14 protein-coding genes are annotated in these 19,955 nt (G+C 74.1%); 8 read left to right on the top strand and 6 right to left on the bottom strand.

Annotation, left to right across the window (positions count from 1 at the left end; translation table 11 throughout):
* Nucleotides 1-41 precede the first annotated feature (41 nt).
* Together BU204_RS00485 and BU204_RS41035 are read right to left on the bottom strand one after the other, a co-directional pair.
* Nucleotides 42-695, bottom strand: coding sequence for a response regulator (locus BU204_RS00485; protein ID WP_075123472.1), 654 nt, complete (start codon nucleotides 693-695; stop codon nucleotides 42-44).
* Nucleotides 692-1,861 (bottom strand): sensor histidine kinase, encoded by a 1,170-nt coding sequence (locus BU204_RS41035; RefSeq protein WP_075123471.1) that lies wholly within the window; start codon nucleotides 1,859-1,861, stop codon nucleotides 692-694. The genes BU204_RS00485 and BU204_RS41035 overlap by 4 nt, the downstream gene beginning before the upstream one ends.
* Nucleotides 1,862-1,983: 122 nt before the next feature.
* Between BU204_RS41035 and BU204_RS00475 the strand changes: the two genes are divergently transcribed.
* The 4 genes from BU204_RS00475 to BU204_RS00460 all read left to right on the top strand — a co-directional run bounded on the left by BU204_RS00475 (nucleotide 1,984) and on the right by BU204_RS00460 (nucleotide 9,346).
* A complete protein-coding gene (locus BU204_RS00475) occupies nucleotides 1,984-2,766 on the top strand; it encodes an ABC transporter ATP-binding protein (RefSeq protein WP_075123470.1) in 783 nt (260 codons plus the stop codon).
* Entirely contained in the window at nucleotides 2,767-5,205 is a 2,439-nt protein-coding gene (locus BU204_RS00470) for an ABC transporter permease (protein WP_075123469.1), read from the top strand. It abuts the gene before it with no gap.
* A gap of 11 nt (nucleotides 5,206-5,216) precedes the next feature.
* Nucleotides 5,217-6,416, top strand: coding sequence for an acetyl-CoA C-acetyltransferase (locus BU204_RS00465; RefSeq protein WP_075123682.1), 1,200 nt, complete (start codon nucleotides 5,217-5,219; stop codon nucleotides 6,414-6,416).
* A gap of 62 nt (nucleotides 6,417-6,478) precedes the next feature.
* Nucleotides 6,479-9,346, top strand: coding sequence for a hypothetical protein (locus BU204_RS00460; protein WP_143229226.1), 2,868 nt, complete (start codon nucleotides 6,479-6,481; stop codon nucleotides 9,344-9,346).
* Nucleotides 9,347-9,354: 8 nt separating this feature from the next.
* Here the strand turns inward: BU204_RS00460 and BU204_RS00455 are convergent, their stop codons facing one another.
* Nucleotides 9,355-10,185: a metallophosphoesterase family protein gene (locus tag BU204_RS00455; protein WP_075123467.1), complete on the bottom strand. Its 831-nt coding sequence runs from the start codon at nucleotides 10,183-10,185 to the stop codon at nucleotides 9,355-9,357.
* A gap of 9 nt (nucleotides 10,186-10,194) precedes the next feature.
* Nucleotides 10,195-10,335, bottom strand: a complete 141-nt coding sequence (locus BU204_RS39845; protein WP_158073376.1) for a hypothetical protein — start codon at nucleotides 10,333-10,335, stop codon at nucleotides 10,195-10,197.
* Between the two features lie 163 nt (nucleotides 10,336-10,498).
* On the opposite strand from BU204_RS39845, the gene BU204_RS00450 reads away from it, so the two are divergent.
* Both BU204_RS00450 and BU204_RS00445 read left to right on the top strand, forming a co-directional pair.
* Entirely contained in the window at nucleotides 10,499-11,539 is a 1,041-nt protein-coding gene (locus tag BU204_RS00450; RefSeq protein ID WP_143229224.1) for a C40 family peptidase, read from the top strand.
* A 59-nt stretch (nucleotides 11,540-11,598) separates the two neighbouring features.
* A complete protein-coding gene (locus BU204_RS00445; protein ID WP_143229223.1) occupies nucleotides 11,599-13,941 on the top strand; it encodes an NACHT domain-containing protein in 2,343 nt (780 codons plus the stop codon).
* On the opposite strand, the gene BU204_RS00440 is transcribed toward BU204_RS00445, so the two are convergent.
* Together BU204_RS00440 and BU204_RS00435 are read right to left on the bottom strand one after the other, a co-directional pair.
* Complete coding sequence (locus tag BU204_RS00440; RefSeq protein WP_083660884.1) at nucleotides 13,922-15,634, bottom strand: BCCT family transporter; 1,713 nt, start codon at nucleotides 15,632-15,634, stop codon at nucleotides 13,922-13,924. The two genes, BU204_RS00445 and BU204_RS00440, sit on opposite strands and share 20 nt — an antisense overlap.
* Nucleotides 15,635-15,669: 35 nt before the next feature.
* A complete protein-coding gene (locus BU204_RS00435) occupies nucleotides 15,670-16,884 on the bottom strand; it encodes an MFS transporter (RefSeq protein WP_075123464.1) in 1,215 nt (404 codons plus the stop codon).
* 108 nt (nucleotides 16,885-16,992) lie between these two features.
* Between BU204_RS00435 and pdxR the strand changes: the two genes are divergently transcribed.
* Together pdxR and BU204_RS00425 are read left to right on the top strand one after the other, a co-directional pair.
* Nucleotides 16,993-18,408: a MocR-like pyridoxine biosynthesis transcription factor PdxR gene (gene pdxR / locus BU204_RS00430; protein ID WP_075123463.1), complete on the top strand. Its 1,416-nt coding sequence runs from the start codon at nucleotides 16,993-16,995 to the stop codon at nucleotides 18,406-18,408.
* 62 nt (nucleotides 18,409-18,470) lie between these two features.
* On the top strand, nucleotides 18,471-19,952 hold the full coding sequence (locus BU204_RS00425) for an aldehyde dehydrogenase (NADP(+)) (RefSeq protein WP_075123462.1): 1,482 nt from the start codon (nucleotides 18,471-18,473) through the stop codon (nucleotides 19,950-19,952).
* Nucleotides 19,953-19,955: the final 3 nt, after the last annotated feature.

The following is a 19,955-nucleotide window of genomic DNA, read 5'->3' as shown; positions in this document are numbered from 1 at the left end:
GGGCGAGCGGGACGGGCTCGCCTTCGCGCGGGTCGAACCGCTCAGGAGGCGCGTCCGACCAGCCCCGACTCGTAGGCGGCGATGACCAGCTGGGCCCGGTCGCGGGCGTGCAGCTTGCTCAGCAGCCGGCCGACGTGGGTCTTCACCGTGGCCAGGCCGAGGTACAGGCGCTCGGCGATCTCGGTGTTCGACAGCCCGCGCGCGATCAGGACCAGCACCTCGCGCTCGCGGTCGGTGACGCCCGCGAGGCTCGGCACCGCCACCGGCTCCAGCCGACTGAACTGGGCGATCAGCCGCTTGGTGACGCTCGGCGCGAGCAGGGCCTCGCCCGCGGCCACCACCCCGATCGCGCTCAGCAGGTCCGCCGGCGGGGTGTCCTTGAGCAGGAAGCCGCTCGCGCCGGCCCGCAGCGCCGCGTAGACATAGGTGTCGAGGTCGAACGTCGTCAGGATCAACACCCGCACGTCAGCCGTCGCGGGGTCGGCGCAGATCAGCCTGGTGGCCTCGATGCCGTCCAGCTCGGGCATCCGCACGTCCATCAGCACCACGTCGGGGCGGGTGGCGCGGGCGAGCTCGACGGCCTCCGCGCCGTTGGCCGCCTCGCCGACCGCCTCCAGCCCGGGCGCGGTCTCCACCAGCAGGCGGAAGCTCCCGCGTACGAGCGCCTGGTCGTCGGCGACGAGCACGCGGGTCATGACGCACCGCGCGGGATGCTCGCCGCCACCCGGAACCCGCCCTCGGGGCGCGGACCCGCGGTGAACGTGCCGCCGAAGACCGCGACGCGCTCGCGCATGCCGATCAGACCGAGGCCGGCATGCGGGTTGGGGCGGGCGAGCGGCCCGTCGTTGGTGACCTCCACCCGCACATCCTCCCCGCTCGGGTCCACCAGCACGTGGCATCGGGCGGGGGCGGCGTGGCGGACCACGTTGGTCACCGACTCCTGGACGATCCGGTACACCGAAACGCCGACGCCCTCGGGGAGGTCGCCCTCCCGCACCTCCACCGAGACCGACACCCCCGCCTCGGCCGCCCTGGCCGCCAGCTCGGCCAGCGCGGCCGGCCCCGGCACCGGCGCCAACGCGCCGTCCACATCGGAGGCACCGGCGTCCGAGCGCAGCACCCCGAGCAGCTGGCGCATCTCGGCCAGCGAGCGCCGGCTCGTCGACTCGATCACCCGCAACGCCTCGCGGGCCTCCTCCGGCCGGGACGCCGCCACGTGGTTGCCGATGCCGGCCTGCACGGCGATGAGGCTCAGGCTGTGCGCCACGATGTCGTGCAGCTCCCTGGCGATCCGCAACCGCTCGTCGGCCACGGCCTGCCGGGCGGTCTGTGCCACCGCCCGCTCGGCGTAGGACTGGCGCATGCGCGCCGTCACCCCGACGGTCCACGCCGTGGCCAGCATGAGTGCCCCGAAACCGAGGCCGTAGAGGGTTTCCAGCCAGCTCTCGAAGGGCACCTCGAACGTGCGGCGCAGCACCCCCGCGCCGAGGAACACCGCGAGGCACGCGGCCAGCGCCCGGACCGACCGGTCGCGTGGCTCGCCGCGGCCCACCGTGTAGAGCTCGATTCCGACCGCGAACAGCGGCGCGCCGACGGCGACCGTCGGGATCACGCCGGACAGCAGGCACACCGCGGTGGCGACGGTGGACACCGCCAACGCGGCCAGCGGCCGGAAGCGCCGCACCGCGACCGGGGCCGCGACGGCCGTGGCCGCGACCCAGGACAACCACTCCGGTTCCCCCGCCGTCGCCGGGGCCTGCGCGTCCAGCGCGGCGTATGCGACCGCGGCCAGCACCACCGCCGCCACCACGACATCCACCGCCGCCAACAGGCGCGGACCAGGGGAGATCAGTGTGGACACGCCTAGACCGTAGTGCCGGAGGTCCTGGCGGCGAATCGACCGAGGGGAGGTCATCCCCGGGGTGGACCCCCCGGGGGTGGAAGCGGACCGGGTGGGACCCGGGGCTGACCGGCTCCGGTCCGATGTGCCGCGCGGCCGGAACCACCACGGTTGTGCCCGTGACGACAACGACAACCGGACCGGCCGCGAGTGCCGAGGAGCTGACCAAGGTGTACGGCAGCGGGGACTCCCGCGTCGTCGCCCTCGACGCCGTGTCCGTCGACTTCCACAGTGGACGATTTACCGCGATCATGGGCCCGTCGGGCTCGGGAAAGTCCACGCTCATGCACTGCGTCGCCGGGCTCGACACCCCGACCGGCGGCCGGGTGCGCCTCGGTGGAGTCGACCTGACCGGCCTCGCCGACGACGAGCTCACCGCCCTGCGCCGAGACCGCGTGGGCTTCGTGTTCCAGGCGTTCAACCTGCTTCCGACGCTCACCGCCTGGGAGAACATCACGCTGCCGCTCGACCTCGCCGGGCGCCGACCCGACCCGCGGCTCGCCGAGACCGTCATCGAGGCGGTGGGGCTCGCCGACCGGCTGCACCACCGGCCGGCCCAGCTCTCCGGCGGCCAGCAACAGCGGGTGGCCTGCGCGCGTGCCCTGGTGACCGGACCGGAGGTGGTCTTCGCCGACGAGCCCACCGGGGCGCTGGACTCGCGGGCCTCGGCCGACCTGCTCGCGCTGCTGCGCCGCGGCGTCGACGAGCTCGGCGGCACCGTGGTGATGGTGACCCACGAGCCGGCGGCGGCCGCCTACGCCGACCGGGTCCTGTTCCTCGCCGACGGCCGGCTGGTCGACGAGCTCGACGGCCCGACCGCCGAGCGGGTGCTGGACCGGATGAAGTCGCTCGAGGGGGCGCTGTAGATGCTGCGCGCGATGCTGCGGGACCTGCGGGCCCACCGAGGGCGGCTGGTGATGACCCTGGTCGCCGTCGTGCTCGGGGTCGCGTTCGTGGTCTCCACCTGGGTGATGGCCGACTCGACGGCCGACGCGGTAGGCGAGGTCGACCTGCGCACCGGCGTGGACCTCGTGGTCCGCGGACCGGAGAGCGGTGCCGGGCTCGCCGCCGAGGACCTGGAGCTGCTCGAGGGCGTCCCGGGCGTCACCCGCGCCACCGGGGTGCTGGCCGGACGGGCGGCGCTGGTCGGCTCGGACGGCAAGCTGGTGCCCGGGTCACATGAGCGAGCGGGCACCGGGTGGGACGACACCGGCCGGTTCGTCCTCGTCGCCGGCCGTGCGCCCCGCGGGCCGGACGAGGTGGCCGTGTGGAGCGACACCGGGCTGGCGCCGCGCGACACCGCCCGCGCGCTGCTGGCCGACGGTCGGGAGCTGCGCGCCGCGGTGGTCGGGGTGTTCGACTACCGCTCGCTCGGCCCGGAGCGACCACCACGGCTCGCCTTCGACCAGGAGGTCGCGTCGGACCTGGTCGGTTCCCGGTTCGAGCGGGTCGAGCTGGACACCGACCGCGAGCCGGGTGCGCTCGCGCTGCCGTCGCGCCCCGGGTGGCGGGTGGACACCGGCGAGCGGCTCAACCAGGAGGTGCTGGACCAGGCTCGGGCGGACGCCGACGACACCCGCCTGTCGTTGCTCGCCTTCGCCGCGGTCGCCCTGCTGGTCGGCGGGTTCGTCATCGCGAACACCTTCACGATGCTGGTCACCCAGCGGGTCCGGCAGTTCGCGCTGCTGCGCGCGGTGGGCGCGACGCGGCGGCAGGTCCGGCGGGCGGTGCTGGTCGAGGCCGTGGCGGTGGGTGTCGCGGGTTCCACCGCGGGGATCGCGCTGGGGATCGGGGTCGGGGCCGCGATGGTCCTGGCCGGCCAGGACGACACGCCGCTGACGGTGTCGCCGGTCGCGATCATCCTCGGCTACGCCGTCGGTGTCGGGGTGACCGTCGCCGCCGCGTTCGGCTCCGCGCGCCGCGCGGCCACCGTCGCGCCGGTCGCCGCGCTGCGGACCGAGGCGGCCGTGCTGCCCCGCCGCTCCCGCGTGGTCCGGCTGGTGCTCGGCGCGGTCCTGCTGCTCGCCGGGGTGGTCGTCGTGGTCGCCACCGCCGGGGTGGACCTGGACACCACGGCACGCGTGGTCGGCATGGGCGGCGGGATCCTCGGCTGGCTGGGCGTCCTGGTGCTCGCGCCCGAGCTCGCCGCGGCCGTCCTCGGCCCGGTGGCCCGGGTGCTCGGCCGGACGCGCCGGCCGGCGGTGCGGCTCGGCGCCCGCAACGCGGTCCGCGACCCGCGACGCACCGCGGCCACCTCCTCGGCGTTGCTGGTGGGGCTCGCGCTGGTGTGCGCGTTCGCGACCCTGGGCGAGACGATCGTCTCGATGTCCGCGGCGACGGTGCGTGCGACGGTGCCCGAGTCGACCACGGTCGTGGTGCCGGCGGCCGGCGACGAGCCGCTCGCGACCGACGTGCTCGACCGCGTCCGCGCCACGCCGGGGGTGAGCACCGCCGTCGCCGACCGGTACGGGCGCGTCGAGGTCCAGCACGCCGGCGGGGCCGGCCTGACGACGGTCTCGGCGATCGAGCCGGACGCGTTCGACACCGTGCTGCGGGCCGATCTCGAGGCGGGCAGCGCGGACCTGCGGCGCGGGGTTGTCGTCGGGAGCAACGAGGCGGCGATGCGCGGGATCGGCCTGGGCGACGAGGTGACGCTCGACTTCGGCGACCACAGGGTGACCAGACCGGTCGTCGGCCTGTACTCGACGATCGAGGGGCGGCCGCTGTTCTACCTCGACGTGGCGGCGGCGCCGGCCCGCTTCCGGGCCGCCACCACGACCGTCTACGCCACCGGTGCCGACCCCGACCGGGTACGTGCGGCGCTCGACGCCGAGTTCCGCGACCGGCCCGACGTCCGCGTCACCGACCGGGAGGGCGTGATCGCCTCCGGCGCCGAGGAGTTCGAGGCCGTGCTCGAGGTGATGTACGCCCTGTTCGGCGCGGCGGTGGTGATCGCGGCCTTCGGCGTGGTGAACACGCTCGCGCTCTCGGTCCTGGAGCGCCGCCGCGAGGTCGGCGTGCTGCGCGCGGTCGGTGCCCGGCGCCGGCTGGTGCGTGGCGCGGTACGCCTGGAGAGCCTGGTGATCTGCGCCTACGGCGGACTGGTCGGCATCGTCGTCGGCGTCGGGTTCGGCGCGGTCATGCAGCACGTGATGCTGGGCCGGCCCCTGACCGACATCGCGCTGCCGTACCAGGTCATCGGGGTGTCGCTGGCCGGCATGGTGGTCGTCGGCGTGCTCGCCGCGCTCTGGCCCGCGAGACGTGCTGCTCACACCGACGTTCTCGCGGCCATCGCCGCGGAGTAACAATGCAGGGCATGAGACGAGCCGCCATCGTGACCCCGCTGCGTACCCCCGTCGGAGCGTTCGGCGGGACCCTGCGCCCGGTGCCGGTCGAGGACCTCGCCGCGACCGTGGTGAAGGCCGTCGTCGCCCGCTCCGGCGTCGAGCCGGGGCGGGTGGACGACGTCGTGTTCGCGCAGTCCTACGCGAACGCGGAGACGCCGTGCGTGGGGCGGTGGGCCGCGCTGCACGCGAACCTGCCGGTCGAGGTGCCGGGCCTGCAGCTCGACCGCCGCTGCGGCGGCGGGCTGCAGGCCGTGGTGACCGCCGCGATGATGGTGCAGACCGGCGCGGCCGACGTGGTCCTCGCCGGTGGCGTGGAGAGCATGAGCAACGCCGAGCACTACACCACCGGCGTGCGGTGGGGCAGCAGGTCCGGCGGGGTGCAGCTATGGGACCGGCTCGACCGCGGGCGTGAGCGCTCGCAGCCGGAGTGGCGGTTCGGGAAGATCTCCGGGATGGTCGAGACCGCTGAGAACGTCGCGCGGCGCTACGGCATCACCCGCGAGGAGGCCGACGAGTACGCCGCGCGCAGCCATCAGCGGGCCGCCGCGGCCTGGGCCGCCGGCCGGTTCTCCGCCGAGGTCGTGCCGGTCGAGGTGCCGCAGCGTCGTGGTGAGCCCATCCTGTTCGACCGGGACGAGGGCGTGCGGCCGGACTCGACCCCGCAGACCCTGGGCAAGCTGCGCACGATCTTTCCGGACGGGACGGTGACCGCCGGCAACGCGAGCCAGCAGAACGACGCCGCGGCCGCGTGTCTGGTCGTCGCGGAGGACCGGCTCGACGAGCTCGACCTGACCCCGCTGGGCTTCCTGCGCGGTTGGGCCGCCGCCGGCTGCGAGCCGGGCGAGATGGGCCTCGGTCCGGTCCCCGCGGTGGAGAAGCTGTTCGCCCGCACCGGGCTGTCGTTCGACGACCTCGACCTGGTCGAGCTGAACGAGGCGTTCGCCTGCCAGGTTCTCGGCGTGCTGCGCGGCTGGGACTGGGAGGACCCCGAGCGGCTCAACGTCAACGGCTCCGGCATCTCGCTCGGCCATCCGATCGCCGCCACCGGCGTGCGCATGCTCACCTCGCTGCTGCACGAGATGGACCGCCGCGGGGCGCGCTACGGCCTGGAGACCATGTGCGTCGGCGGCGGTCAGGGCATGGCCGCGGTGTTCGAGGGAGTGCGGTAGCCCAACCCCGTCGCGCTCGAGCGCGGGCAAATTGAGTGGCGTCGGTCCCTACGCTGGAAGGCGTGTCTACGCGACTGGCTTTCGGAGTGGTGACCGAACCGGGGATGCGCTGCTGGCGGGCGGCCCCGGGCGGTGACCCCGTGCCTGTCGACGGCCCGGCCGGCGTCCACCCGCCCGGTGCGCCGGTGGTCGTCGGCCCGGCCGGCGCGGACCCCGGGGCGGCTGTCGGGCAGCTGGTTCTGTTGGTGGCAGGGGGAACCGAGGTGGCCGCGGGGGCGGGCGTCCACTTGGGAGGCGGCTTCACGTCGGCCCGTCTCGACGGTGCCGCCGGCGACCGCCGCGACGCGCTGCTCGCGGCGGCGAGGTTTCTCGGTCCGCATGCGACAGACCGGCTGGGCGACCGCACGAGCGTCCTGGTGGCGCTGTTCGGGTTGTCGGCGACCAAACGGGTTGGCGCGGCCGCGGCGACCGCCATGGCACAGGAACAGTGGGGGGCGCTGCAACTGGCGTCCGCGGTGTCCGACCTGCTCGGCCCGGAACAGCTGGAGCGGGTGCTCGAGCTGCGTGCCCCGGAGGGGACCGACCCGTTCCCGCGGGGCGCGGCGTCCACACTGTCCCACCACCTTTCCGCTGTGCTGTCCGGTTTTCCGCGCCCCCGGCGGCTGACCCTGGTGGTCAGCCTGTGGGAGCACGTGTGCGGTCACCTGCTCGCCGAGCGGCGGCTGGCGGCGCTGGTCGCCGCACAGACCGGCGTCGACCAGCTCGAGCGGCTCCGCGAGCGCTACGACGACCACTTCGACGAGCCGCTCGCGCGGGACGTGCGCCGGAGCCTGCAGGATCCCATCCGGATCGCCGAGGTGGCCCGGTGGAGGCCGCCGGCCTGGTGGCCCGCCTGGGAGCTGACTCGGCTGGTGAACGACGCGATCGCGGCGACCGCGCTGCTGCGGTTCGCCAGAACCATGTCCGACGAGGGCTTCGCGGTGGCCGCGCGGCGCCACCGCGAGGAGCTCGACGCGGCCGACGCCTGCCTGAGCAAGGCGGAGTGGAGGGCGGCAGGGCGCCGGGTCGAGGGCGCGTACGACCATCCGGCACGTCCGGGCCGCTACGTCCACGACCTCTGCACGGTGTTGCGTCCCGACCAGCCCGTCAGCCCGAGCACCGAGGCCTACGTGCGCGAGCGGGTCGCCCTGGCACGCAACTACGGCCTCGTGGTCCTGGCCACGGCGCGACTGGCCACCCGGAGGGTCGAGAGGGAGCCGTTGTCCGACTTCCACGGCGGCCCCTGGCAGGTGCCCGCGCTGCGGCGGTGGCGCGAGGTCTCGGGTTTTCGCCGGACCCCGGGCGACTGGGAGCAGCCACCGCTGCCGGACCGGCACGCGGACGCTCCGAACCAGACGCTGGCACGGCGAACCGCCGCCGAGCCGGACAGGAGCCCGGTCGAGCTGGAGGCCCCGCACGACCTGCTGTGGTTGTGCGACCTGGCCGACGCCCTGGCCCCGTTCTACGGCAACCAGAGCGCCAGGGTGATCTACGAACCGACCTCGCTCGACCTGAGGTACGACACGCCACCGGAGCCGGACCCGACCCGCCCGAGCGTCGAGACGGTGCCGCTCGCCGCCGCCGGTGTGGCCCAGCTGGTCGCGTTCGGCGGCACCCCACCCGCCCGCTGCGGCAGCTGGGGCGAGCTGGTCGACGCGGTGTTGGCCGACACGGGGGTCGTGCAGGCCGACACCGACCGGTTTCCCCTCCCGCCCGAGGTCGCGGAGTGGGACGGGCGCGCGGTTCCGGGGACCGACCTGGTCGTGGAGCTGGGCCGGACCGCGAGGCAGGTGGTCGGCTGGGCCAACTACATGGGCAACTGCATAGGCCAACCGTGGTACGTCGAGGGCGCCCGCGCCGGGAAGTACGTCCTGATGGCGCTGCGCGACGAGCCCGGGGGCAGGATCGCCGCGAACGTGGACATCCGCCGCAGGTTCGGAGGTTGGCACGTCGAGGAACTCAAGGGCCGCTTCAACGAACCCCTCGCGGCATCCCTGCGTGAGCACGTCGAACGCTGGGCGCGGAGCCTGCCGACGACCGCGCGGCCCCCGGTTGTCGAACCGGCGCCGCCGGTGCCGCCCCCGCGGTCCAGGAACACCTCCCACCGCCGACCCACCCGCCGGACGCCTGCCCTGACGACCGAGACGCGCGGCGCCCTGGCCACCGAGGTGGCGCGGACGTTGACCGCCGCCGCCGACGCGCGGCGGACCTACCTGGCCCTCGCGGACGCCCTGGGCCACCGGGCCGACCCCACCCCGGAAGCGGCGGTGACCGCCCTGAACCGCCTGTCCCGCACCGAGCTGGCCGACCTGCTCCGCCGGGCCATGTCCACCGGCCTGACCGCGCGAACCCTCTGGCAGGCCACCGCCACCCGCCCCCTGACCGCGGCGGTCACCGGGCTCGGCCCGGACCCCCAGCTGGCGCGGCTGACCGTCGACGCGCCGCTCCCGCGCGCCCTCCGCATCCTGGTCCGCCAGCCGGACATCGCCCCGGCCCGCGGGCTGGACGTGCTGGCGCGGTCCCTGCGCGCGGCGCTGGGCACCCTGGCGATGGACGGGACCCTGCTCCGGTCCGTCGCCGAGCACCCGTCTCCGGAGCTGGTGTGCGCCCTGGTCGTCAGGACCACGTGCGACTCCTCGCCGGGGGAGGAGGTGACCCCGCTGACCGCGCCGGGGACCACCGAGGTGCCGGGCTTCCCGCCGAGCGACCTGCGTGACGACAACGGTCCGTGGCGCAGGGCCCTGCCGGCGGCGGCGGAGCTGGCCGCGCGGGTGGAGCTGTTCGACCGCCAGGTGGCCGCTCGGGGCCTGTGCGCCCCGAGGGCCCTACTGGCGGGCGAGGACTGGCCGACCTTCTGGCAGCGCACCCACCGCCCGGACCGCCGCGGCTAGGGCGCGTCCTACACCGGCAGGATGGTGCGGGGGAGGCCGTGCGGGCGCTGGCGCGGCTTCCACTCCCGCGGGTAGCCGAGCGAGACCTCCTCGAAGCGCACGCCGTCGTAGTGGGTGGTCCGGGGGATGTGCAGGTGGCCGTAGACCATGACCGCCGCGTGGTATCGGGTGTGCCAGGACGCGGTCAGCTCGGTGCCGCACCACTGCGCGAACTCGGGGTAGCGCAGCACGTCGGTGGGCGTGCGGACCAGCGGGTAGTGGTTGACCAGGACCGTGGGCACGTCCTCGGGGAGCGCGTCGAGGCGGCGGCCGGTCTCCTCGATCCGGGCGCGGCACCAGTCGTCGCGGGTGGGGTAGGGGTCGGGGTGCAGCAGGTACTCGTCGGTGCAGACCACGCCCGTGCGGTGGGCGTAGGCGAGCCCCTCGGCCTTGGTGGCGCAGCCGGGCGGGCGGAAGGTGTAGTCGTAGAGCGTGAACAGCGGCGCGATGGTCACCGGGCCGTCCGGGCCCTCCCACGTCGGGTACGGGTCCTCGGGCGTCACGATGTCGAGGCGGCGGCACATCTCGACCAACGCCTGGTAGCGCTCGACGCCGCGCAGGGTTACCGGGTCGTCCGGCGGGGTCCACAGCTCGTGGTTGCCCGGCACCCAGATCACCGTGGACCACCGCTCGCGCAGGGTGCCCAGCGCCCACTCGACGCTCGCGAACCGCTCGGCCACGTCGCCGGCGACCAGCAGCCAGTCGGCCTCGGAGGTCGGCCGCAGGTCGTTGACCACCTCGCGGTTCTCGGCGTAGGAGACGTGCAGGTCGCTGACCGCGGAGAGGATGCCCGTGCTCACCCCCAGACCCTAGGGCACGTCCGCACAGCCCTCGGTCGCGGTCTTCGCGCCCAGTTCGCCGCTGGCGGCGTTGTCGGGACAGGCCGAGTACGACCCGGTACGAGGCCTGCCCTCCGCCTTGCCAGCGACGACCTGGATCACGAAGCCCATCGACCGGGACTGTGCGGACGCGCCCTAACGGTCGCGTTATCCGTACTCGCCTACCGTCCGTTGGTGCAGACGTTGGTGCGCGGTAGGTCCCAAACGGACCGCGGACACCGTCGATGTTGAACAATGATGGTGTGGCGGGAACGACGAGTCGGGGAGTGGTGGGGTGCGCGGTCGCTTAGCCTTCTTGGGCGGTACCTCGTCGGGCGCTTCCCTGGGCGTCGCCGTGGTGCTCGTCGCGACGCTGCTCGTGGCGCCCGGGTCGTCCGCGGCCCAGCCGACGACCGTCGCCGGTCTGCTCGCGCACTACCACGACCTGAGCAAGGAGGCCGAACGGGTCAACGAGGAGCTGCTGATCGTCCAGGAGTCCCTGGCGAACCAGCAGCGTGCCTCCGCCGCGGCCAAGGCCGCCGCCGACGACGCCAAGGAGGCGGCCGACGAGGCGCTCCGCCGGGCGAACTCGGTGCAGGACCTGGACCGGGTGGCCGAGATGATGACAGCCCGGCGGGGCCTGGACTCCCTCTCGGCACTGGCGGACAGCACCAGCCCGACCGACCTGCTCGGCCGCCTCGAGGGCGTCACGCTGACGACCCGGCTGACCGGCGGCGACCCGGCGGACGACGCGGTGCTGGCCCGCGCCGAGCAGGCCGAGCGGACGGCGAGGGCGGCGGAGACGGCCGCCGAGCAGGCGGAGGCCAAGGTCGCCGCGAGCGCCGCCGACGTCCAACGCCGTCGCAGCGACCTCGACCGGCAGATCAGGGAGGTCCGCACGGCGCTGGACAACCTGACGCCGGAGCAGCGGTCGTTGCTGGCCGGGGTGGAGGACTACGGCAGCGACGTCGTCGTCCCCGGCGGGGATGTCGGCGGGATGCTGGAGTTTGCGCTGGCACAGCGGGGCAAGCCCTACCTGTGGGGTGCGGTCGGGCCGGACTCCTACGACTGTTCGGGCCTCGTGCAGACCGCGTTCCGGCAGGCCGGGGTGACGATGCCGCGGGTGTCGCGGCAGCAGGCCCTGGTGGGGCGGGCCGTGCCGCGGTCGAACGTCCGGCCGGGGGACCTGATCTTCTACTTCCAGCCGGTACACCACGTCGCCATCGCCGTCGACAGTACGAGGGCCGTCCACGCCCCCAGCTTCGGCGAGACCGTCAAGATCGCCCCTATCGACGCGATCGGCCCCATCACGGTCATCCGCCGCGTGATCGCCTGACCCGGCCGGGACAACGGCCTCGGTGGCCGTGATGCCGGTCGTCTGGAATCGTGTGCACCGTGCGCGACGACGGCGTGTCCGAGCGTGGTTCTCCGACAACGCACAACGAGGCCAGTGGTGTCGTCCACGGTCCCCTGCTTCAGGTCGGCTCGATCGTCGGCGATGTCGTCCTCAACGCCCCCGGGTGGTCCTCGCGCATCGACGAGTGGACCGAGGGCCTGGCGCAGGGCGTCCGGAAACTGTGGCGGCAGGAGGAGGCCCACCGCCGGGTCCACGACCCGGTCGCGTTGCCGGTGCGCTGGCATCCGGCCGCCCCCGAGCTGGCGGACCACTGGGCCAACGTCCGTCGCCTGCCGGCGGGCGCCACCGGCGAGCCCCTCGCCCTGGCCGGCCGGGTCGAGCACCTCGAGCAGGTCTACCGGAGCATCCCGTCCGGCCGGCTGGTGATCCTGGGCCCGGCCGGTGCCGGGAAGACCGTGCTCGCCGGCCGCCTGGCGTTGGACCTCCTCGACGCCCGCGGACCCGGCCAGCCGGTGCCGGTCATCGTCAGCGCCGGCTCCTGGAACCCCGAAACCACGCCGCTGCACGGCTGGCTCGCCGAGCAGATCACCCGCGACCATCCCGGTCTGGCCGTCCCCGTCGCGCGGGGTGGGCCGACGCGGGCCGGTGCGCTGATCGACGCCGGCCGGGTCCTGCCCGTCCTCGACGGCTTCGACGAGCTCGACGTGGGGTTGCACCAGGCCGCGTTGCGCCGGCTCAACGCCAGCCCCGACGCCCCGGCGGTGATCACCAGCCGCACCGCCGAGTACGCCGCCGCGGTGCGCGGGGTGGACGCGCTCACCGCGGCCGCCGTCGTCGAGCTCGACGACCTGTCCCTCGACGATCTGCACGACTACCTGCCCCGCACCACCGCCGGCGACCGCACCGGGCTCTGGGACCCGGTCCTGGAGCGGATGCGCACCGAGCCGCACGCGCCCGGTCCGGCCGCGCTGTGCCAGGTGCTGACCAACCCGCTGATGGTGTTCCTGGCCCGCACGATCTACAGCGACACCCCGGGCCGCGACCCCGCGGAGCTGCTCGCCACCGACCGGTTCCCCACCGCGGCGGCCGTGCGGGACCACCTGCTGGCCGCGTTCGTCCCCGCCGTCTACCAGGACGACCGACCCGGGCGCACCCCTCGTTGGCCGGCCGACCGCGCTCGCCACTACCTGGCCTACCTCGCCGGTCACCTCCGCGAGGCGGGCACGCGCGACCTGGCCTGGTGGCAGCTCCGCGACACCGTCCCCCGACGCGTCCGGACCCGCCTCTTCGCGCTCCTGGACGGTCTCCTGATCGGGTTCGCGGTCGGGCTCGCACCCAGACTCATGAGCGGGACCATGTCCCCGCTCAGCTACTGGCTTTCGTTCGGGCTCGCGGCCGCCGCGGCGAGTGGGGTGACGGTCGCCCTGACGGTGCGGCTGACCAGAAGGAGCCGCGGTGGGCGCCGGCGCGGCAAGGCGACCGTCGCGCTCACGGTCGGGTTCGCGGTCGCGCTCGTGTTCGTGTTCGTGTTCCTGCTGATCTTGGTTCTCCTGAGCCAGCTCCCGCACGGCCCGTGGTATCCGTCGGTGTCGATCCCGGCGTTGTTCTTCTACGGGCTCAAGTACGGGTTGCCGATCGGGGCCGCGGCCGGGCTCGTCGCCGTGTTGGTCGGGGACCGGACCACGGGACCCCGGCCGACCGGTACCCGCCTCCAGCTCCGCGGCCGAGCCCGGTTCATCGCCAGTAGGTTCGTGCTCGGGTACGTGGCCGGGCTGGTGATCGTGGTCGCGCTCTGGTTCTGGTCGCTCGCGGTGTACGACGCGGCCGGTGGCGGCTTCACGGGACCGGTCGTCGCTGTGGCGGTACAACAACTGCTCGTGGGCGGGCTGCTGGGTGCGCTCGCGTTCGGACTCGTGGCCGCGGCCACGTTCGGGCTCGAGGCGCCGCTCAACGCGGCCGATGCGGTCAGGGCGGCGGACTCGCTGGCCCGGGACCGGCGCAACACCGTCCGCAAGGTGCTCGCGGTCTGGCTCATGGTCCTGCCCGTGGGCGGGATCTGGTACTGGATGGGTGAACGCGAGTTCTGGTTGTCGCTTTCCTACGGGGAAGGGGACGACCTCATCACCGCGGTCATGGTCGTGGTCGTGGGGATGACGACAGGCGTCCGTGCGATCAGCGCCTGGGCCTACTGGCTGGTTCTGGTGCGGGGATGGCTGCCGCTGACCGGCCGCCTCCCCTGGCGGGTCCAGGCGTTCCTCACCGACGCCTACCAGCGGGGCGTGCTCCGGCAGACCGGGGCGGTCTACCAGTTCCGCCACGCCCGGCTACAGGACCACCTCCTCGCCGACCCGACCCCCCCGCTCAGGAGCGCAGTTGTCTGAGCATCTCGTTCTCGCGCAGGACAAGCGGGTCGGTTCGGAGGTCGCGCCACAGGGACCAGCACAGCCCGATCATCACGAGGGCGAACGGGGCCGCGACGATGATCGTGAGGTTCTGTAGGCCGGTCAGCGCGTTGCCGCTGCCGTCGCCGGCGAGCAGCATCACCGCGGCCACGGCACCCATGAGCACGCCCCAGAAGACCACGACCGGCCGCGTCGGGTGGACCGAGCCGCCCTGGGAGAGGGTGCCCATGACCACCGAGGCGGCGTCGGCGCCGGAGACGAAGAAGATCGACACCAGGATGACCACCAGGACGGCGGCCACAGTGGACAGCGGGAGCTGTTCCAGGAACGCGAACGTCATCGCCTGCGAGGTGCCGTCCGGGTTGTACACCCACGAACCGGCGTCGTACACCTCGGACAGGGTGCCGGCGGCACTGCGCTCCGCGATCTCGGCGGAGGTCAGGCCCTGGGCCGCCAGCGCGTCCCGCTGCTCCTGGATCGCCGCGCCGCCGAAGACCGCGAACCAGAACAGGCTCACCACGCTCGGCACCAGGATCACGCCGGCCACGAACTGCCGGATCGACCGGCCGCGGCTGATCCGCGCGATGAACATCCCCACGAACGGCGTCCACGAGATCCACCACGCCCAGTAGAAGATCGTCCAACCGCCGAGCCAGGCCCGCATCTCCTCGCCGCCGGTCGTGCCGCTGCGGCCGGACATCGTGGCGAACTCCCTGACGTAGTCGCCGATCGCGCCGGGCACCAGGTTCAGGACCAGCACCGTCGGACCCACCACGAGCACGAAGAACGCCAGCACCGCCGCGAGCACCATGTTGGTGTTCGACAGCCACTGGATCCCCCTGGCCACACCGGACACCGCGGAGGCCACGAACGCCATCGTCAGCACGGCGATGATGGCGACCAGCAGCAGGGTGCCCGGCTCGTCGACCCAGCCGACGTACCTCATCCCCTCGCCGACCTGGAGCGCGCCGAGGCCCAGCGACGCCGCCGACCCGAACAGCGTCGCGAAGATCGCCATGACGTCGATCGCCCTGCCCAGCGGCCCCGCCGACCGGCGCTGCCCGAGCAGCGGCGCGAACACCGCGCTGAACAGCTTGCGCCGTCCGCGCCGGAACGTGCTGTACGCCAGCGCCAGACCGACGACCGCGTAGATCGCCCACGGGTGCACTGTCCAGTGGAACAACGTCGTCGCCATCGCGGTGTGCACGGCCTCGTCCGACGCGGGCGCCGCGGTGCCCGGCGGCGGGCTCATCAGGTGGGTGACCGGCTCGGCTACGCCGAAGAACATCAGCCCGATCCCCATGCCCGCGCTGAACATCATCGCGATCCAGGACACCGTGCGGAACTCCGGCCGCTCCCGGTCCGCCCCGAGCGGGATCCGGCCGTAGCGGCTGATCGCCAACCCCAAGGCGAACAGCACGAACCCGCTCGCGACGAGCACGAAGGCCCAGCCGCCGTAGGGGATGACGCCGTCGTTGAGGATGCTCGCGGACACCTCGACCATCGAGTCGGTGCCGAGAACCCCCCACGCGAGGAACACGACGGCGAGCGCGGCGGCGACGCCGAACACGATCCGGTCGGTCACCGCTGGGCGTTCGGCGGCGAGTGGTCGCGGCTCACCAGGTGAGGTGTCCACACCGGTCTCGCGTGCCGTCGCCGCCTCGTCGTCCATGATCAGCCCCCGTCCGTCAGGGGCAGCCTAGACGATCAACGACGCGGAGGTGTCGCCGTCGGTGCGGCCATCCGCACCGCCGGCACCGTCGCGACTCCGGCCGACAGGAACGCGGCTCCCAGCAGCAGCCAACCCGCGGTACCGCCCTCGAGGACGAGCGTGGCGAGCAGCAGCGGGCCGAGCATCCGCGCGACCGCGAAGCCCGATCCGAAAAAACCCTGGTACTGACCGTGCCGGCCGGGGGGTGCGAGGTCGAAGCTGATCTGCCAGGCGCCGCTCGCCTGCATCATCTCTGCCACCACCTGCAGTGCGGCCGCGACGACCAGGACGACCAGCGCCACCCACGGTGAGGAGCCGGCGGCCGATGCGGCGAACGCCGCGCAGGCGAGCAGCAGGAACACCCCCGCGCCCCGCACCTGCCGGCCCGCGCTCTCCAGGTCATGCACCCGCCGGGCGACCCGGACCTGGAACAGCACGACCGAGGCGGTGTTGAGCACGAGCAGCACCGCGACAGTCCACCTCGGAGCGGCGGTGTGCTCGATAATCCACAGTGGAGTCGCGAGCGTGATCAGGGGAATGTGCAGTTGCAGCACCATGTTCAGTGCGGTGAGCAGCACATAGGGTCGGTCGCGCAGTACCGTCGGCGCCGGTTGGCCGGCCGGCGCGCGGGGTGTCGCGGGCACCGGGGGCAGGCTGCTCAGCAGTGCGGCCGAGGCCAGGACGCCGAGCGCGTCCACCGCGAGCACCGTCAGGTAGGCGGGTGCGCTGTCCAGGTGCAGGGCCAGCCCGCCGAAGGCCCCACCCACGGCGAGGCCGCCGTTGATCACGACCTGGAGCACGGCCCGGACCGCGGTCCGCTCCGCCGCGGGCACGAGGGCGGCCAGCAGTGCCTGCCGAGCGGCGACGAGCCCGCACTGAGCGGCTCCGTACAGGCTCGCCACCAGGACGAACGGCACGAACGAGCGGACGGTCAGGAACAGCAGCAGCGCGGTGGCGACGACCACCGCGAGCACCATCGCCACCCCGCGCGGCCCGCGGCGGTCGGCGAGGTGGCCCAGCGGCACGCCGGCCAGCAGCCCCACCGCCCACCCCACAGTCAGCCCGAACCCGACCTGGGTCGCGCTCAGCCCCACGACCCGCGTGAAGTAGAGGGCGGAGCAGACGAGGTAGCCGCCGAGCCCGACGGCGTCGGCGAGCTGCGCCGCCGCGAGCACGCGGACCGGGCCGGCAGGGGGAACGAGGCGACGCATCGTGCTCCGCTCGGGTCGAGGAGGTGGCTTGTCGAGGCTACGACGCCGATTGGACCCGTTGAAGTGCCAATCGAGATCCGATAGAAGGAGCCAATGTAGGGTCTGCCGGTGGAGTTCCACGTCGGCCTCACAAGCTCGGGTGATCTCGCCGCGAGCATCTACCGCCAGCTGCACGAGGCGATCGTGAGCGGACGGCTGGCACCGGGGGAGCGGGTGCCGCCGTCCCGTGAGCTGGCGTGGCGACTGGCCGTGTCCCGCAACACCGTCACCGCCGCCTACGACCGGCTGACGGCCGAGGGGTTTCTGGTGGCCCGGGTGGGAGCCGGCACCTTCGTCTGCGCCGAGCCGCCGGTGCGCACGGGGGTGACCGCGGCCCCGGACGCCGACCCGATTCCCGTCCGCCCGGCCTGGCGCACGCCCATGATGTCCTTCGAGGACACTCGGGTAGCCGAGTTCGACTTCCGGGTGGGGGTGCCGGACGTGCGTCGGTTCCCGATGACCGCGTGGCGCCGGCTGGTCGGCCGCGAGCTGCGCGAGCTCCCCCCGGAGGCGGCCGCCTACGGGCATCCGGCCGGGCACCCCGGTCTGCGGGCCGAGATCGCCCGCCACGTCGGGCTGTCCCGCTCGGTGCTGGCCGACCCGGAGGACGTGCTGGTGACCCAGGGCGCCCAGCAGGCGCTGGACGTCCTGGGTCGCGTGCTGGTCGGGCCCGGCGACCGGGTCGCGGTCGAGGAGCCCGGCTACCCGCCGGCACGCGCGGTGTTCGCCGCACTCGGCGCGCGGGTGACGGGGGTGCCGGTGGACGGCGAAGGCCTTGTGGTCTCGGCGATCCCGTCCGCGACGCGACTGGTCTACACCACGCCCTCGCACCAGTTCCCGCTCGGCATGCCGATGTCGCTGCGCCGGCGCGGCGAGCTGCTGGCGTGGGCCCACCGGCAGCGGGCCGTGGTGGTCGAGGACGACTACGACAGCGAGTTCCGCTTCTCCGAGCGGCCACTGGAACCCCTGCACGGCCTCGACCGCGGGCGTCGGGTGCTCTATGTCGGGTCGTTCGCGAAGACGATGCTTCCCGCGCTGCGCCTGGGTTTCCTGGTCGTGCCGCCGTCGCTGCGGTCCGCGGTCCGCGCGGCCAGGGCGCTGACCGACCGGCAGGGCGACCCCGCGACGCAGGGCGCCATGGCGGCGTTCCTGTCCGAAGGCCTGTTCTCCCGCCACCTGCGCCGCGCCACCCGCGAGTACGCCGCACGGCACGAGCGCGTGCTCTCGGTGCTGCGCCGGGACTTCCACGACACTCTCGAGGTCGTGCCCGCCACGGCGGGTCTGCACCTGGCGGCGTGGCTGCGTGTTCCGGTCGACGTCGACGCGCTGGTCGCCCGCGCCACCGCGGCCGGGGTCGCGGTCGAGAGCCTCGGCGGGTACCACGCCGAAGGCCCGGGGCGCCCGGGGCTGGCGATCGGCTACGGGGCGATCGAGCTCGACCGGGTCGAACCGGGTCTGCGCCGGCTCGCCGCGTCAATGGCGTGAGACCTGGCGTGAGACCGGGCGTGAGACCTGGCGTGAGACCTGGCGTGAGATACGGTCGGGTGATGACCAGGGTGAGCGACGAGGACACCACCGCGCGGGAGCTCGACGCCGTGCTGGCGGCCGCATCGAGTGCCTACGAGCGGCTCGTCGACACCTCCGGCGAGGTCCGGGCCCGTGCCCTGCGCCGCGTGGCCGACGCGCTGGACGACGCCGTCGGCGACCTGGTGCCGCTGGCCAACGACGAGACCGGGCTGCCGGTCGAGCCGCGGCTGGTCGGCGAGCTCGGCCGCACCACGTTCCAGCTTCGGCTGCTCGCCGAGGCCGTGGCCGACGGGGGCTACCTGGAGGTCGCCCTCGACTCGCCGGACCCGCACTGGCCGGCCGGCGGGCGGCCGGACCTGCGACGGATGCTGCGCCCCATCGGTCCGGTCGTGGTGTTCGCGGCCAGCAACTTCCCGTTCGCGTTCAGCGTGGCCGGCGGCGACACCGCGGCCGCGCTCGCGGTCGGCTGCCCGGTGGTGCTCAAGGCGAACCCCGGCCACCCCCGGCTGAGCGCCGCCACCGCCTCACTGGTGTCCGAGGCGCTGGGCGAGGTGGGGCTGCCGGAGGGAACCTTCGCCCTGGTGACCGGCGAGGAGGCCGGCCGCGCGGCGGTGCTCGACCCCAGGGTCATGGCCGGCGCCTTCACCGGGTCGAACACCGCCGGACGGGCCCTGTTCGACCTGGCCTGCTCGCGCCCGGACCCGATCCCGTTCTACGCCGAGATGGGCAGCGTGAACCCCGTCCTCGTCACCGAGGCCGCCGCCAGCAGCCGGGCCGGGGAGATCGCCGACGGGTACCTGGCCTCGTTCACCCTCGGCGCCGGGCAGTTCTGCACCAAGCCCGGCCTGCTGTTCTTACCCGCCGCCGCCGGGCCCGCGGTGGAGGAGCGGCTGGTGGCCGCGCTCGCCGAGCGCCCGACGGCGCGCCTGCTCAACGACCGGGTCGCCGACGGCCACGCGAGGACGCTGTCCACCCTCGCCGGCCACCCCGCGACCCGCCTGCTGGCCGCCGGCACCGACAGTGCCGCGGGGCCGGCGCCGACGCTGCTCGCGGTGAGCGCCGCGGACTTCCTCGCGCACCGCTCGGAGCTGGCCGTCGAGTGCTTCGGACCCACGTCGATCGTGGTGACCTACTCCGGCGAGGACGAGCTGGTGGCCTGCGCGCGGACGTTCACCGGCGAGCTGACCGCGACCGTGCACGGCGAGGGGGAGGACCCGGTCGCCGCCGTGCTGCTGGCCGAGTTGTCCGGGCGCGCCGGCCGGGTGCTGTGGAACGGCTGGCCCACCGGGGTCGCCGTCACCTACGCCATGCACCACGGCGGCCCCTACCCGGCGACCACCTCCGCGGCGCACACCTCGGTGGGCACCGCCTCCCTGCGGCGGTTCCTCCGGCCGGTGACCTACCAGAACGTGCCCCAGCACCTGCTGCCGACCGTGCTGCGGGACGGCAACCCGCTGGGCGTCCCACGCCGCGTCGACGGTGTGCTCACCCCGGTTGACTGAGAC

The organism is Actinophytocola xanthii, from assembly GCF_001921205.1.
Lineage (GTDB): Bacteria > Actinomycetota > Actinomycetes > Mycobacteriales > Pseudonocardiaceae > Actinophytocola > Actinophytocola xanthii.
The sequence above is the reverse complement of the archived record's forward strand: the minus strand, read 5'-3'. Positions and strand labels throughout refer to the sequence as shown.